The sequence below is a fragment of the Cupriavidus sp. WGlv3 genome, assembly GCF_023952475.1.
GTDB lineage: Bacteria > Pseudomonadota > Gammaproteobacteria > Burkholderiales > Burkholderiaceae > Cupriavidus > Cupriavidus phytorum.
The window spans coordinates 144,664-158,787 of record NZ_JALHRX010000001.1; the positions used below are offsets into that span (position 1 = coordinate 144,664).

The 14,124-nt window shown below is 67.6% G+C and carries 15 protein-coding genes; 11 read left to right on the forward strand and 4 right to left on the reverse strand.

Annotated elements, in window-relative coordinates; translation table 11 throughout:
* Positions 1–5: 5 nt before the first annotated feature.
* The 3 genes from MKD38_RS00685 to MKD38_RS00695 all read left to right on the forward strand — a co-directional run bounded on the left by MKD38_RS00685 (position 6) and on the right by MKD38_RS00695 (position 1,989).
* Complete coding sequence (locus tag MKD38_RS00685; RefSeq protein ID WP_252674227.1) at positions 6–590, forward strand: peptidylprolyl isomerase; 585 nt, start codon at positions 6–8, stop codon at positions 588–590.
* Between the two features lie 22 nt (positions 591–612).
* On the forward strand, positions 613–1,113 hold the full coding sequence (locus tag MKD38_RS00690) for a peptidylprolyl isomerase (RefSeq protein WP_012352488.1): 501 nt from the start codon (positions 613–615) through the stop codon (positions 1,111–1,113).
* Between the two features lie 78 nt (positions 1,114–1,191).
* Positions 1,192–1,989 carry a UDP-2,3-diacylglucosamine diphosphatase gene (locus MKD38_RS00695; protein ID WP_252674228.1) on the forward strand — a complete coding sequence of 266 codons (798 nt, stop codon included), beginning with the start codon at positions 1,192–1,194 and terminating at the stop codon, positions 1,987–1,989.
* A gap of 26 nt (positions 1,990–2,015) precedes the next feature.
* Here MKD38_RS00695 and cysE read toward each other — a convergent pair whose 3' ends face one another.
* Together cysE and MKD38_RS00705 are read right to left on the reverse strand one after the other, a co-directional pair.
* The gene (gene cysE / locus MKD38_RS00700; protein WP_252674229.1) at positions 2,016–2,759 is read right to left on the reverse strand and encodes a serine O-acetyltransferase; all 744 of its coding nucleotides are present in this window, start codon (positions 2,757–2,759) and stop codon (positions 2,016–2,018) included.
* A gap of 303 nt (positions 2,760–3,062) precedes the next feature.
* The gene (locus MKD38_RS00705) at positions 3,063–3,881 is read right to left on the reverse strand and encodes an RNA methyltransferase (RefSeq protein ID WP_371925603.1); all 819 of its coding nucleotides are present in this window, start codon (positions 3,879–3,881) and stop codon (positions 3,063–3,065) included.
* A gap of 203 nt (positions 3,882–4,084) precedes the next feature.
* Between MKD38_RS00705 and MKD38_RS00710 the strand changes: the two genes are divergently transcribed.
* The 6 genes from MKD38_RS00710 to MKD38_RS00735 all read left to right on the forward strand — a co-directional run bounded on the left by MKD38_RS00710 (position 4,085) and on the right by MKD38_RS00735 (position 10,950).
* Positions 4,085–4,918, forward strand: coding sequence for an inositol monophosphatase family protein (locus MKD38_RS00710; RefSeq protein ID WP_252674231.1), 834 nt, complete (start codon positions 4,085–4,087; stop codon positions 4,916–4,918).
* A 221-nt stretch (positions 4,919–5,139) separates the two neighbouring features.
* Entirely contained in the window at positions 5,140–5,355 is a 216-nt protein-coding gene (locus MKD38_RS00715) for an HP1242/YdcH family protein (RefSeq protein WP_252674232.1), read from the forward strand.
* A 14-nt stretch (positions 5,356–5,369) separates the two neighbouring features.
* The gene (gene ppk2, locus MKD38_RS00720) at positions 5,370–6,485 is read left to right on the forward strand and encodes a polyphosphate kinase 2 (RefSeq protein ID WP_252674233.1); all 1,116 of its coding nucleotides are present in this window, start codon (positions 5,370–5,372) and stop codon (positions 6,483–6,485) included.
* Between the two features lie 76 nt (positions 6,486–6,561).
* On the forward strand, positions 6,562–6,996 hold the full coding sequence (locus MKD38_RS00725) for a universal stress protein (protein WP_252674234.1): 435 nt from the start codon (positions 6,562–6,564) through the stop codon (positions 6,994–6,996).
* Between the two features lie 217 nt (positions 6,997–7,213).
* Entirely contained in the window at positions 7,214–9,913 is a 2,700-nt protein-coding gene (gene mutS / locus MKD38_RS00730) for a DNA mismatch repair protein MutS (protein ID WP_252674661.1), read from the forward strand.
* A complete protein-coding gene (locus MKD38_RS00735; protein WP_252674235.1) occupies positions 9,910–10,950 on the forward strand; it encodes a hypothetical protein in 1,041 nt (346 codons plus the stop codon). Before mutS ends, MKD38_RS00735 begins: the two co-directional genes overlap by 4 nt.
* A gap of 66 nt (positions 10,951–11,016) precedes the next feature.
* Here the strand turns inward: MKD38_RS00735 and MKD38_RS00740 are convergent, their stop codons facing one another.
* Positions 11,017–11,544: an FKBP-type peptidyl-prolyl cis-trans isomerase gene (locus MKD38_RS00740; protein ID WP_025582242.1), complete on the reverse strand. Its 528-nt coding sequence runs from the start codon at positions 11,542–11,544 to the stop codon at positions 11,017–11,019.
* An 11-nt stretch (positions 11,545–11,555) separates the two neighbouring features.
* On the opposite strand from MKD38_RS00740, the gene MKD38_RS00745 reads away from it, so the two are divergent.
* Together MKD38_RS00745 and MKD38_RS00750 are read left to right on the forward strand one after the other, a co-directional pair.
* On the forward strand, positions 11,556–12,761 hold the full coding sequence (locus MKD38_RS00745; protein WP_252674236.1) for a cupin domain-containing protein: 1,206 nt from the start codon (positions 11,556–11,558) through the stop codon (positions 12,759–12,761).
* A gap of 198 nt (positions 12,762–12,959) precedes the next feature.
* Positions 12,960–13,202 (forward strand): hypothetical protein, encoded by a 243-nt coding sequence (locus MKD38_RS00750; RefSeq protein WP_092313758.1) that lies wholly within the window; start codon positions 12,960–12,962, stop codon positions 13,200–13,202.
* Positions 13,203–13,290: 88 nt separating this feature from the next.
* Here MKD38_RS00750 and MKD38_RS00755 read toward each other — a convergent pair whose 3' ends face one another.
* On the reverse strand, positions 13,291–14,079 hold the full coding sequence (locus tag MKD38_RS00755; protein WP_252674237.1) for an MBL fold metallo-hydrolase: 789 nt from the start codon (positions 14,077–14,079) through the stop codon (positions 13,291–13,293).
* Positions 14,080–14,124: the final 45 nt, after the last annotated feature.

Genomic DNA, 14,124 nt, shown 5'->3' on the forward strand with positions numbered 1-14,124 from the left:
CCTTCATGATCCGTTCCCGTCGCATCGTCATTGCCGGCCTGGCCGCAGGCGCGCTGGCGCTGTCCTCGTTCAGCGCGCTGGCCCAGCAGAAGGCCGCCGAGCGCGTCCAGTTCGTCACCAGCGCCGGCAAGTTCACGGTCGAGCTCTATCCCGAGGCCGCGCCCAAGACCGTCGCGAACTTCCTGGAATATGTGAAGAGCGGCTTCTACAGTGGCACCATCTTCCACCGCGTGATCAATGGCTTCATGGTGCAGGGCGGCGGCTTCGACCGCGACATGAAGGAAAAGCCGACGCGCGCACCGATCCCGCTGGAAGCCCGCAACGGCCTGAAGAACAAGGCCGGCACGGTTGCCATGGCGCGCACCAGCAACCCGGATTCGGCCACCGCGCAGTTCTTCGTCAATGTGGTGGATAATCCGAATCTCGACTACCCGCAGCCGGACGGCAATGGCTATGCCGTCTTCGGCAAGGTGGTGGAAGGCATGGACACGATCGACAAGATCAAGACCGTGCCGACCACGGCCTACGGCCCGATGCGCAACGTGCCGGCCGCGCCGATCGTGATCGAGTCGGCCACCGTCGTCAAATAATTACCGAACAGAGGAAACCGCCATGTCCAAGGTACAGCTGCAGACCAACAAGGGTGTGATCACCCTGGAACTCGACGCCGAGAAGGCTCCGAAAACGGTGGAGAACTTCCTGTCGTATGTCCGCAAGGGCCACTACGACAACACCATCTTCCACCGCGTGATCAAGAACTTCATGATCCAGGGCGGCGGCTTCGAGCCCGGCATGAAGCAGAAGGACACCGACGCCCCGATCGAAAACGAAGCCGGCAACGGCCTGAAGAACGACCGCTACACCGTGGCGATGGCGCGCACCAATGCGCCGCACTCGGCCACCGCGCAGTTCTTCATCAACGTGGTCGACAACGACTTCCTCAACTTCTCGTCGCCGACCCCGCAGGGCTTCGGTTATGCCGTGTTCGGCAAAGTGGTCGACGGCACCGACGTGGTCGAGCAGATCAAGGGCGTGCGCACCGGCAGCTCGGGCTTCCACCAGGACGTGCCGCTGGAAGACGTCGTGATCGAGAAGGCCGTCGTCGTCGAATAAGCCGATGCCTGCCGATTGCGGTACCGTGCGCGCGCGCGTGCCGGCCTGCGTGCCGGCCTTTTTCTCCCGACACCACGCATGACCGCAATCTCCCACACGCCGGTGGCCGGTCCCCTCGAGGTACAGGCGCCGGCGTGGTTCATTTCAGACCTGCATCTGACGCCCGGCATGCCGCGCACGCTGGCGGCCTTCGAGCGCACGCTCGAGCGCGCCGCCGCGCACGCGCGCACGCTGTTTATCCTGGGCGACTTCTTTGAATTCTGGGTCGGCGACGAAGAAACCGAGGCGCCGTTCGCGCAACGCGTGGCGCTGGCGCTGCGCGCACTGGCCGCGCGCGACGTGGCGGTGTACCTGATGCACGGCAACCGCGACTTCCTGCTGGGCCGCCGCTTCGCCGACGCCGCCGGCGCCACGCTGCTGCCCGATCCCACCTTGATCGATTGCGCCGGCCAGCGCGTGGTGCTGAGCCACGGCGACATGCTGTGCATCGACGACGAACGCTACAACCGCTTTCGCCGCTGGACCCGCAAGCGCTGGGTGCAGCGCGTGTTCCTGGCGCTGCCGCTGCGCGCGCGCCTGGCCGTGGCCCGCAAGCTGCGCGCGGACAGCGAAGGCAACCGCGCCCGGCAACGCAGCGCCGGCGCGGCGGTACCGGTGGTCTATGGTGATGTGGCCCCCGCGGCGGCGGCCGAGTTGCTCGGCGCCGCTGGCGCGTCGCTGCTGGTCCATGGCCATACCCATCGCCCTGCCCGCCACGAAGAAGGTGCAGGCGTGCGCTGGGTGCTGACCGACTGGGACCTGGATGGCGCGCATCCGCGCGCCGCGGTGCTGCAGCTGGACCGCGACGGTTTCCGGCTGCTGCCGCAGACCGACTGAGCGGCGCCAGCCATCGCCGGGCGCCCTTACTTCATCAGCTTGCGCAGCTCGCTGGCATCGAACGGGTCGTTCGGCGTGTTTTCCAGGTGTTCGCCAAGCCGGTCTAGCGCGGCCAGCACGGCCTCGATGCGGTCATGCTGGAGCGCGGCGTTGTCGATCAGGCTCTTGAGCGCCAGCGACACCGGGTCGTCCGCGTTGGGCGTGATGCCGTAGGCCGAGAACTCCTGCTTGGCACCCTGCTGCACCGACGGCGCATCGGGCAGGATGATGCGGGCCGGAATGCCGACCGCGGTCGCGCCCGCCGGCACCGGCTTCAGCACCACCGCGTTGGAGCCGACGCGCGCACCGTCGCCCACCACGAACCCGCCCAGCACCTTGGCGCCCGCGCTGACCACCACGCCGACGCCGAGGGTCGGATGCCGCTTCTGGCCCTTGTACAGCGACGTGCCACCCAGCGTCACGCCCTGGTAGATGGTGCAGTCGTCGCCGATCTGCGCGGTCTCGCCGATGACTACGCCCATGCCGTGGTCGATAAACACGCGCCGGCCCAGCGTCGCCGCCGGATGGATCTCGATACCGGTGAAAAAGCGCGACCAGTGCGAGATCCAGCGGCCCAGCCAGTGCCAGCCCGCGCGCCAGCACGCGTGCGCCAGCCGGTGCAGCAGCACCGCGTGCAGGCCCGGATAGCAGGTCAGGACTTCCAGGCGGCTGCGCGCGGCGGGATCGCGCAGCATGATGGTGTCGATATCTTCCTTCAGGCGAGAGAACATCTTGGTCGTGTCGTGGTGCCGCGCCGTGCGCCACGCCACGCGGGCCAGGGCCCGGGGCGGGGTCGCCGGCGCGGTCGGGGGCCGGTGAAGAGGATCAGGAGTGTAAGGGATTTGCCGGCCCGCCTTGCGGCGCCGGCGTTTGGCCCCTGATCCGCCAGGGACATTGCTGCGATGCTGCGATCAACATCGACCGGGCCTGCACCCACCCGCGGCGGCAGGACACCCGGCCACGCCGCCTCGGCATGCACCGTTCCGGTCCCACATCGCATCGCTACGGGTTGCTGCCACGGTCCTTTGCTCCTGTCACCGGTCGGCCGGCGGGCCAGACGGGTTCTGCGCGGCAATCAGCATGTGCTTGGCAATGCCGCGCAGGATGTTCACTTCCTCGCGCTCGAGGCCGCTGCGCGCCAGCAGGCGGCGCAGCCGGGTCATCAGCTTGCGCGGATTGGACGGATCGAGAAAGCCGATCGCCTCCAGCCCGGCCTGCAGGTGGCCGAACATGGCCTCCACCTGTTCGGCCGTGGCCGGCTCGCCAGCATAGCCGATATTGGCGCCCGCGTCCGGGGCGGCCTCCAGCAGCGTCAGCCGCATCTCGTAGGCGATCAGCTGCACTGCCTGCGCCAGGTTCAGCGAGGCATAGGCGGGATTGGCGGGGATATGGGTCACGGCGTTGCAGCGCTGCACCACCTCGTTGGGCAGGCCATAGCGCTCGTTGCCGAACACGAACGCCACGTCGCCGCTGCCGGACAGCATCTGCCGCGCCCGCGCGGCGGCGGCGCGCGGCAGCAGCCGCGGCGGGCCGAACTCGCGATGGCGCGCAGTCATGGCCACGGTCAGCGCGGCCCCGGCCAGGGCCGCGTCGACCTGGTCGACGATCACGGCGGCGGCCAGCACGTCGTCGGCGCCGCTGGCCATGGCGATGGCATCGGGATGCCGCAGCACCTCGGGCTCGCGCGGCGAAACCAGCACCAGGCTGCCGAAGCCCATGGTCTTGATCGCCCGCGCCACCGAGCCGACGTTGCCGGGATGGCTGGTTTCCACCAGCACAAAGCGCACGCGGCCGAAGGCATCCCCGCCTGACGTGGGGGTGGCTGGCTGGCTCGTATCAATTGCCGGGTTCATATACAATTCGGGGTTCTTCTTTGGCGCGGCGCCAGGTTTATGCATGCCCGCGAGACGTTCGCGACACATTTGCGAAGCGTCGAGCAACAAGGCCGGCGACGCCCCACGTTCTTCTACAATCCGTTGTGTTGTCAGCTGCCCATGAGCGGGCGAGCGGCGCTTTGGCGCCCCGCCGCGCGATCGTGGCCGGCCTGGAGAGATTCATGCATCCGATGCTCAATATCGCCATCAAGGCGGCCCGCAAGGCGGGATCCATCATCAACCGCGCGTCGCTCGACGTCGATCTGGTGCGCGTCTCGCGCAAGCAACACAACGATTTCGTTACCGAGGTCGACCGCGCCGCCGAAGCCGCGATCATCGAGATCCTGCGCACGGCCTACCCGGAACACGGCATTCTAGCGGAAGAGTCCGGCCAGTCCTGGACCGAAGAAGAAGCCACCCACGAATACACCTGGGTCATCGACCCGCTCGACGGCACCACCAACTTCATCCACGGCTTCCCGCAATACGCGGTCTCGATCGCCCAGCTGCACCGCGGCACGCCAGTGCAGGCGGTGGTCTACGACCCGACCCGCGACGAGCTGTTCACCGCCACCAAGGGCGCCGGCGCCTTCCTCAACAACCGCCGCATCCGCGTCACCCGCCGCGACAAGCTGGCCGACTGCCTGATCGGCACCGGCTTCCCCTTCCGTGACCTGGAAGGCGTGGAAGAGTACCTCGAGATCTTCGCGCTGATGACGCGCAGCTGTGCCGGCCTGCGCCGCCCGGGCGCCGCCGCGCTGGACCTGGCCTATGTGGCCTGCGGCCGCCTCGACGGCTTCTTCGAGCGCGGCCTGCAGCCGTGGGACATGGCCGCCGGCATGCTGCTGATCACCGAGTCGGGCGGCCTGGTCGGCAACTACGCCGGCGAGCCGCGCCAGCTGGAACAAGGCGAAGTGCTGGCCGGCAACCCCAAGGCCTTTGCGCAGATGGTGCGCCTGCTGTCGCCATACTCGCTGGACAACACCAAACCCAGCGCCAAGCCCAGCGCCGCCTGACGCTGGCAGATGGCCTGAGCGGCCATGCCAGCAAGCACGCCCGCCGCATCCCGGCGGGCGTTTGTTTTTCCGGGGCCGCATGCCCGTGCGTCCTGCATTGCGGCCTCGTCTCATTCCCCGGCGAGCCATGATCCTGGTCAAGGCCGCGCCGCCCTGCGCTCACCAGAATGAATCCATGCGCCACGCCATGTGCGCGCGGATCCAGCCACAGGAGAGCCAGCATGTTTCCCGAGTACCGCGACCAGATCACCGCCCTGAAGACGCAGGACGCCCGCTTTGCGCGGCTGTTCCACCGCCACAATTCGCTCGACCAGGAAATCCACAACATGGAAGCGGGCCTGGTGCCGGCATCCACCTTCGAGATCGAGCGGCTGAAAAAGGAGAAGCTGCTGCTCAAGGACCAGCTCTACCAGATCCTGCGCCGCACCGCCGCCTGACCGGAGGCGCGCAGATGACCGATCGCGACACCCTCCCCACCCGTATTCCCACCCCCACCACCACACGGCCCCGTGCCACCGCCAGGGGCGATGTGCTGCCCACCAGGTCGGCGCTGTCGGCGCAGCGCAATGAAGTCGACAGCGCAGTCGACGCCGCGGTGCAACTCGCGGCAAGCGGGATGCAGGACATCCTCGCCAGCCAGGCCGGCGATGGCAGCGGCATGCTGGGCGCCATCCGCACGCTGCTCGACGGCATGGCGCCAGACGAGGCCGCGCAATTGCGCAGCCTGATCCTCGAAGGCGACCCGGCCGCCTGGCACGCTGGCCGCCAGCGCCACCCGGACGATGAGCTGTCAGCCGGCTGGCGCGAAGGCGCATATCCGTACCAGAACCTGATGTCGCGGCGCAGTTACGAGAAGCAAAAGTACCGCCTGCAGGTGGAACTGCTCAAGTTCCAGGCCTGGGTGCGCGAAACCGGCCAGCGCGTGGTGATCCTGTTCGAAGGCCGCGACGCCGCCGGCAAGGGCGGCACCATCAAACGCTTCATGGAACACATGAACCCGCGCGGCGCCCGCGTGGTGGCGCTGGAAAAGCCCACCGAAGCCGAACGCGGGCAATGGTATTTCCAGCGCTACGTGCAGCATCTGCCCTCGGCGGGCGAGATCGTGCTGTTCGACCGCTCCTGGTACAACCGCGCCGGCGTCGAGCACGTGATGGGCTTCTGCTCGACCCGCGAATACCAGGACTTCCTGCAGCAGGCGCCGGATTTCGAGCGGCACCTGGTGCGCAGCGGCATCCACCTGTTCAAGTTCTGGTTCTCGGTCAGCCAGAAGGAGCAGCGCCGGCGCTTCCGCGAGCGCGAGATCCATCCGCTCAAGCAATGGAAGCTCAGCCCGGTCGACGTCGCCTCGCTCGACAAATGGGACGAGTACACCCACGCCAAGGAGGCGATGTTCGCGCATACCGATACCGCCGATGCGCCCTGGACTGTGATCCGCTCCGACTGCAAGAAGCGCGCGCGGCTCAATGCGCTGCGCTACATCCTGTCGCGCTTTCCCTATGCCAACCGCGACACCACCGCCATCGGCCAGCCGGATCCGCTGATCGTCGGGCGCGCGCTGGGCAACTGAACACAGCGCCGAAGCACAGGACGCAGCCGCTTTCGTCCGCTTCGCGCCATTGCCTCCCACAACCGAAAAGGACCCCATGTTCAAGCACATCCTGCTCCCCGTCGACGGTTCGGAGCTGTCGCACCAGGCCGTCTCCGCCGGCATCCAGTTCGCCCGCACCGCGGGCGCGCGTCTCACGCCTTACATGTGCGTGGAAAGCTATCCCTATGTGCTGACCAGCGACAGCTCGCACGAAAAGCGCGACGCCTACCAGCAGCGCGTCGAAGCGGAGGCGCGCCAGGAACTGGCCAAGGTCGAGTCCGCGGCCGCGCTGGCCGGCGTGCCATGCAGCGGCCACGTTTCCAGCGCTTCGGCGCCGTACCAGGGCATCATCCATGCCGCCCGGGACCTGGGCTGCGATGTCATCTTCATGGCCTCGCACGGCCGCCGCGGACTCAGCGGCCTGCTGCTCGGCAGCGAAACGCAGAAAGTGCTGACCCATAGCGACATCCCGGTGCTGGTGTTCCGCTGATCCGGCACCCGCGCAGCGCGCCTGCGCCGCTTCGGCGGCAGCACCGTGCTGTACCATATCGCCCATATTCGAAAACGCCCCTTCGTGCCGCGGCCACAGGCCGCCGGAGCAGCGCCCGGCCCGCCCCCGCGGGGGCGCTTTTCCGCGGCACGCAAGGTGCGCTCGGCGCGGATCGGGCGGCTCGACGCAGGCCCACCGCCAGACAGGCTAAATGGCAATGGGATTGCAGAAGAAAACCGACCCTGAACAGGCACAGGCAGACGCCACAGGCAGCCGCCACACGCCCATGATGCAGCAATATTTGCGCATCAAGGCGGACCACCCCGACACCCTGCTGTTCTACCGCATGGGTGACTTCTACGAACTCTTTCATGACGATGCCGAAAAGGCCGCGCGCCTGCTCGACATCACGCTGACCGCGCGCGGCGCGTCGAATGGCGTGCCGATCCGCATGGCCGGCATCCCCTTCCATTCGGCGGACCAGTACCTGGCGCGGCTGGTAAAGCTGGGCGAGTCGGTGGCGATCTGCGAGCAGATCGGCGACCCCGCCACCAGCAAGGGGCCGGTGGAGCGCAAGGTGGTGCGCATCGTCACCCCCGGCACGCTGACCGATGCCGCGCTGTTGCCAGACAAGGCCGATACCTTCCTGATGGCCGTGCACCAGCAGACCACGCGCCGCGGCGTCAGCAAGACCGGGCTGGCGTGGCTGAACCTGGCCAGCGGCGAGCTGCGCCTGATGGAATGTGAGGCGGCGCTGTTGGGCCGCGAGCTGGAGCGCATCCGCCCGGCCGAGCTGCTGTATGCCGATGGCATCGAACTGCCCGCGCTGGCGTGCGCACGCACGCGCCTGCCGGAATGGCATTTCGACCAGGACGCCGGCACGCGCCGGCTGCGCGAGCAGCTGGGCGTGGCCAGCCTCGACCCGTTCGGCTGTGCCGGGCTGGGCGCCGCGCTGGGCGCGGCGGGCGCGCTGCTGAACTACGCCGCCACCACGCAGGGCCAGTCGCTGCGCCATGTGCAGGGCGTGAAGGTCGAGCGCGAATCGGAATACGTCGGACTGGATTCCGCCACGCGGCGCAACCTGGAACTGACCGAAACCCTGCGCGGCGGCGAGTCACCGACGCTGTTCTCGCTGCTGGACACCTGCTGCACCGCCATGGGCAGCCGCGCGCTGCGCCACTGGCTGCACCACCCGCTGCGCGACCCGGCGGTGCCGCAGGCGCGCCAGCAGGCCATCGGCGTGCTGATCGACCAGGGCACCGACGCGCTGCGCGGGGCACTGCGCCGGCTCGCCGACGTCGAGCGCATCACCTCGCGGCTGGCGCTGCTCAATGCGCGCCCGCGCGACCTGTCGTCGCTGCGCGACACGCTGCGCGCGCTGCCCGAGGTGCAGGCCTGCCTGCAGGACGACCAGGGCAGCCTGCTGCTGGCGCAGACCCTGCAGGACCTGGCCGTGCCGCACGACTGCCTGGACCTGCTGGTGCGCGCCGTCGCCGAAGAACCCGCCACCGTGGTGCGCGACGGCGGCGTGATCGCCCGCGGCTTCGATACCGAGCTCGACGAGCTGCGCGATATCTCCGAAAACTGCGGCCAGTTCCTGATCGACCTGGAAGCGCGCGAGCGCACGCGCACCGGCATTGCCAACCTGCGCGTCGAGTTCAACCGCGTGCACGGCTTTTATATCGAGGTCACCAACGGCCAGGCCGACAAGGTGCCCGACGACTACCGCCGCCGCCAGACCCTGAAGAACGCCGAGCGCTACATCACGCCCGAGCTCAAGGCCTTCGAGGACAAGGCGTTGTCGGCGCAGGACCGCGCGCTGGCGCGCGAGAAGCAGCTCTACGATGGCCTGCTGCAGGCATTGCTGCCGCATATCGGCGAGCTGCAGCGCGTCGCCGCCGCGCTGGCGCGGCTGGACGTGCTGGCGGCACTGGCCGAGCGCGCGCAGACGCTGGACTGGTCGGCGCCCGAGCGCGTCGCCGAGAACGTGATCGACATCGTGCAAGGCCGCCATCCGGTGGTCGAGGGCCAGCTCGCGGCGGAGTCGGTGGCATTCATCGCCAACGACTGCCAGCTCAACGAGGCACGCAAGCTGTTGCTGATCACCGGCCCGAACATGGGCGGTAAATCGACCTTCATGCGCCAGACCGCGCTGATCGTGCTGCTGGCCTGCGTTGGCGCCTATGTGCCGGCGCGGCGGGCGGTGATCGGGCCGATCGACCGCATCTTCACCCGCATCGGCGCCGCCGATGACCTGGCCGGCGGGCGTTCGACCTTCATGGTCGAGATGACCGAGGCCGCCGGCATCCTGCATCACGCCACGCCGGCATCGCTGGTGCTGATGGACGAGATCGGGCGCGGTACCTCGACCTTCGACGGCCTGGCGCTGGCGTGGGCAATCGCGCGCCACCTGCTGTCGCACAACCGCAGCCATACCCTGTTCGCCACGCATTACTTCGAACTGACGCAGCTGCCGCAAGAGTTTCCGCAGGCGGCCAACGTGCACCTGTCGGCGGTCGAGCATGGCGACGGCATCGTGTTCCTGCACGCGGTGCAGGACGGACCGGCCAGCCAGAGCTACGGCCTGCAGGTGGCGCAACTGGCCGGCGTGCCGCAGCCGGTGATCCGCGCCGCGCGCAAGCACCTGGCCTGGCTGGAACAGCAATCCGCCGACGCCACGCCCACGCCGCAGCTCGACCTGTTCGCCGCGCCGCCGACACCTGACGAGGACGAGGCCTGGGACGATGGCGATGCCGGCACGGCGGCGGCCGCCCTCCCCGCCGCGCTGGCGCCTGAGCAGGCAGCCGTGATCGACGCGCTGGCCGACCTGGATCCGGACACGCTGACGCCGCGCGCGGCGCTGGAGGCGCTGTACCGGCTCAAGGCGCTGGCGGGCGAGGCGGTCGATACGGCATGAAGGCGCTGCGCCGGGCCCTGCCGACCCTGCTGCTGCCATGGCTGTGCCTGGCCGTCATGGCGGCGGCCGCGCCGCACGCGCTGGCGGCGCGGGCACCGGCCAAGCCGCAGGTGGTGCGCGTCGCGCTGATCGCCGACCTGCCGCAATGGCCCGCCGCGGAAGCCAACCTGGCGACGCTGCTCGACCACTTCGCCGAGCGCAAGCTGAACCTGGTAATCCATGCCGGTGGCATCAAGGGCGATACGGAGTCATGCAGCGACGCCGTGCTCAGCAGCCGCCAGCAGCTGCTGAGCCAGTCGCCGCTGCCGCTGGTCTATGTGCCGGGCGAAACCGATTGGTCCGAGTGCCGGCTGCCAGTCAACGGCAGCTTCGACCCGGTCGAACGGCTGAGCCGGCTGCGCGAGCTGTTCTTTCCGGAAGACGCCACGCTCGGAAGGCAGACGCGGCCGCTGGTGCGGCAATCGGACCAGGCGCTGTTCCGCAGCTTTCGCGAGAACATGCGCATCAGTGTCGGCGACGTGCTGATCGTCGGCCTCAACGTGCCGGGCGACAACAACCACTACCGCGACGAAGGCGGGCGCAACAGCGAATTCGAGGACCGGCGCGAAGCCAACCGGCAGTGGCTGGCGCGGGCATTCTCGGTGGCGCGCCAGCGCGATCTGAACGGCATCGTCGTGGTGGCCCATGCCGATCCGCATTTCGCCAACGGCTGGGAGAAGAAGGGACGGCCCACGCTGCTCGACGGCTTCATGCGCCATCGCACGCGCGACGGCTACCTCGAATTCAAGCGGCAGCTGCGCGACCTGAGCGCGCGCTTCAAGGGCCAGGTGTTGCTGGTGCACGCCGCCGGCAGCGGCGCCGACAGCGGCTTCGGCATCGACAAGCCGCTGCGCGACGCGGCCGGCAAGGTGCTGCAGAACTTCACGCGCGTGTCGCTGCCGACCAGCACGATCTCGCAATGGGCCGAGCTGGTGATCACGCCCGCCGCGGCGTCGCCGTTCGCGGTGGTGCTGAAGGATGCGCCGGCACCGAACTGACGCGCGCGCCAAAGCAAAGAAGCCGGCAACGGCCGGCTTCCTGATGACAGCACTGCAAGCGAAGGCTCAGTGCAGCGTGCGGGGAGTATCGTCGTCCTCGTCTTCATCCACCACTTCAACGCCCGAGGCGCCGTGGGCGTGGCCATGCTCGACTTCCTCGGCGGTGGCCTCGCGCACTTCCGAAACCTTCAGCCAGAAGCGCAGCGCCATGCCGGCCAGCGGATGGTTGCCGTCCAGCACGACCTTGTCTTCGGCCACGTCGGTCACGGTGTAGATGACGGAGTCTTCTTCGTCGCCGTCCTCGGGCATGCCTTCGAACTGCATGCCGACTTCGAGCGGCTCGGGGAAGCGGTTGCGCGGCTCGACCTTCACCAGGTCGGCATCGTAGTCGCCGAACGCGTCTTCCGGCTCCAGCTGCAGCTGGGTCTCGAAGCCGGTGTCATGGCCGTCGAGCGCTTCCTCGATCTTGGGGAACGTGCCATCATAGCCGCCGTGCAAATAGACCATGGCTTCATCTGACTCCTCGATCAGATTGCCTTGCGCGTCCGATAGCTTGTACATCACGGACACCACCGTGTTCTTAGCGATTTTCAATTCTTGACTCCATGAACGATTCCGCATTATACGCGCAGGCCCTGCCCCCTGGCCCCGTCGATCCAGACACTCCGCTCGACTTGCTTGGTGGCATGACGCCTGCTGCATTCATGCGGGATGTCTGGCATCGCAAGCCCTTGCTCATTCGACAGGCGGTGCCGGGAATTGTGCCGCCGGTGTCGCGCGATGCGCTTTTCGATCTCGCCAATCGCGACGACGTCGAATCGCGCCTGGTGACGCACTTCCGCAATCGCTGGAAGCTCGCGCATGGTCCATTTGCGCGCGAAAACCTGCCCGGCGTCAAGACCCGACAGTGGACCCTGCTGGTGCAGGGCGTCAACCTGCACGATGCCGCCGCGGCGGAACTGATGGGCCGCTTCCGCTTCGTGCCCGACGCCCGCCTCGACGACGTGATGATCAGCTACGCCACCGACGGCGGCGGCGTGGGTCCGCACTTCGATTCCTATGACGTGTTCCTGCTGCAAGTCTCGGGCCGGCGCCGCTGGCGCATTTCGTCACAGACCAGCCTCGAGCTGATTCCGGACATGCCGCTGAAGATTCTTGCCGACTTCAGTGCGGAACAGGAATGGGTGCTGGAACCGGGCGACATGCTGTACCTGCCGCCGCAATATGCGCACGATGGTATTGCCGAGGGCGAATGCATGACCTGCTCGATCGGTTTCCGCGCGCCCGCCTATCGCGAATTGGCCGGGCACTTCCTGGCATGGCTGTCGGAAACGGTGGAAGACAACGAGGATCTCGGCGGCCGTTATGCCGATGCCGGCGAGCGCGCCGCGACCCGGCCCGCGCAATTGCCGGCCGGCATGGCCAAGGCGGTGGCGGACCGGCTCAAGGCATTGCAATGGAACAGCCAGATGGTGTCGGAATTCCTCGGCAGCCATCTGTCCGAACCGAAGCCTGGCGTTGAATTTGCAGAGATCGCTGACATGCCGTTGCGCCGTTATGCGACACTGGCGTCCCGGCATGGGGTGGTGCTGGCGCCGGCATCGATTGCGCTTTACGACCGGGCCAATTTCTTCCTGAATGGAGAAGCCTACGAGCCGCCGGCCGAATTGATGCCGTGGCTGAAGAAGTTGGCCGATAATCGGCAGCTTAGTGCGCAGGAGGTAGGAAACTGTGCTGACCTGCCCGATCTGATGGAAACATTCCATCACTGGACCCTGGAAGGATGGTTGCAATTGGGGCCGCGGCTGTAATAATGCGTAACATTGCGAATCAGCAAATTTCGGCGCTACACAAGCCGGGAAAACGCGGATATAATCGTTGGCTGGCTAGTACTGTGGACCACTGCATATGTCGGCACCCGGGAGGGCCTAATTTTGCAGTTCAAGAGCGATAATTACCGGTAATTATTCATCGCCTGTTTTTCGTTATTACAAGTTAAAGGACGAACAATGAAGAAGTCTCTCCTGATCGCATCGCTGCTGGCCGCTGTTGCTCTTGCTGCTTGCGGCAAGAAGGAAGAAGCTGCCGCCCCGGCCGCTGACACGGCTGCTCCGGCTGCTACCGCTCCTGCTGCTGAAGCTTCGGCTCCGGCTGCTGAAGCCCCGGTCGCTCCGGCTGCTGACGCTTCGGCCCCGGCTGCTGACGCCTCGGCTCCGGCTGCTGACGCTTCGGCTCCGGCCGCCAAGCAGTAATCGGTTTCTGACCGATAAAAAAACCGGCCTTCGGGCCGGTTTTTTGTTTCTGGGGCGCGCCCTCGCGCGGTCCCTGCTGCCACGGGCCTCAGGCCCGGACCGCCTGCCACGCCAGGCCTTCGTCCTGATCCGCCACCAGCACTTCGCTCGGCCTGGCGCCCAGCGCCGCCGCCAGCGCACCGGTGGCCAGTTCACGCGTGTTGTTCTGCTTGCTCAGGTGGGCCGCCACCACGCGGTTCAGGCCATCATGGGCCACCTGCGCCAGGATGCTGGCGGCCACTTCATTGGCCAGGTGGCCGAAGTCGCCGCCGATGCGCCGCTTGAGCGAGGCCGGGTAGACCGAATTGCGCAGCATCTCGCGGTCATGGTTGCATTCGAGCACCAGCGCATCGACGCCCGCCAGGCGTGCGGTCACGTAAGGCGTTTCCATCCCTGCATCGGTCAGCACACCCAGCCGTGCCTGCCCGTCCGAGAGCACGAACTGCACCGGCTCGCGCGCGTCGTGCGGCACGGTGTAGGGCAGCACCTGCAAGCTGCCGATGGCGAAGCCATGGTCGGCACAGCAAACCCGCACGTCGGCCACGTCGGCACCGCGCAGGTGCGAGGTGGCCAGCCAGGTGCCGTGGCTGGTATAGACCGTCAGGCGATGGCGCGCGGCAAAGGCATAGGCCGAACCGACATGGTCGCCATGCTCGTGCGTGACCAGCACGGCGTCGAGCTGGTCCGGCGTGACGCCCAGGCGCTCCAGGCGCCGGGCGGTCTCGCGGATGCCGAAGCCGCAGTCCAGCAGCACGCGCGTGGTGGTGGTGTCTTCGCGGGATTCGATCAGCAGCGAGTTGCCCTCGCTGCCGCTGCCGAGGAAGGCGAAGCGCATCATGGCCGCGCCCTCCCCGCCAGGCACCGGCCAGGATGGCCGGCTGGC

What these genes read in the sequence shown, in the direction of transcription:
- MKD38_RS00685 (WP_252674227.1), top strand. Translation starts at nt 6, where the DNA reads ATGATCCGTTCCCGTCGCATCGTCATTGCCGGCCTGGCCGCAGGCGCG.
- MKD38_RS00690 (WP_012352488.1), top strand. Translation starts at nt 613, where the DNA reads ATGTCCAAGGTACAGCTGCAGACCAACAAGGGTGTGATCACCCTGGAA.
- MKD38_RS00695 (WP_252674228.1), top strand. Translation starts at nt 1,192, where the DNA reads ATGACCGCAATCTCCCACACGCCGGTGGCCGGTCCCCTCGAGGTACAG.
- cysE (WP_252674229.1), bottom strand. Translation starts at nt 2,759, where the DNA reads ATGTTCTCTCGCCTGAAGGAAGATATCGACACCATCATGCTGCGCGAT.
- MKD38_RS00705 (WP_371925603.1), bottom strand. Translation starts at nt 3,881, where the DNA reads ATGAACCCGGCAATTGATACGAGCCAGCCAGCCACCCCCACGTCAGGC.
- MKD38_RS00710 (WP_252674231.1), top strand. Translation starts at nt 4,085, where the DNA reads ATGCATCCGATGCTCAATATCGCCATCAAGGCGGCCCGCAAGGCGGGA.
- MKD38_RS00715 (WP_252674232.1), top strand. Translation starts at nt 5,140, where the DNA reads ATGTTTCCCGAGTACCGCGACCAGATCACCGCCCTGAAGACGCAGGAC.
- ppk2 (WP_252674233.1), top strand. Translation starts at nt 5,370, where the DNA reads ATGACCGATCGCGACACCCTCCCCACCCGTATTCCCACCCCCACCACC.
- MKD38_RS00725 (WP_252674234.1), top strand. Translation starts at nt 6,562, where the DNA reads ATGTTCAAGCACATCCTGCTCCCCGTCGACGGTTCGGAGCTGTCGCAC.
- mutS (WP_252674661.1), top strand. Translation starts at nt 7,214, where the DNA reads ATGGGATTGCAGAAGAAAACCGACCCTGAACAGGCACAGGCAGACGCC.
- MKD38_RS00735 (WP_252674235.1), top strand. Translation starts at nt 9,910, where the DNA reads ATGAAGGCGCTGCGCCGGGCCCTGCCGACCCTGCTGCTGCCATGGCTG.
- MKD38_RS00745 (WP_252674236.1), top strand. Translation starts at nt 11,556, where the DNA reads ATGAACGATTCCGCATTATACGCGCAGGCCCTGCCCCCTGGCCCCGTC.
- MKD38_RS00750 (WP_092313758.1), top strand. Translation starts at nt 12,960, where the DNA reads ATGAAGAAGTCTCTCCTGATCGCATCGCTGCTGGCCGCTGTTGCTCTT.
- MKD38_RS00755 (WP_252674237.1), bottom strand. Translation starts at nt 14,079, where the DNA reads ATGATGCGCTTCGCCTTCCTCGGCAGCGGCAGCGAGGGCAACTCGCTG.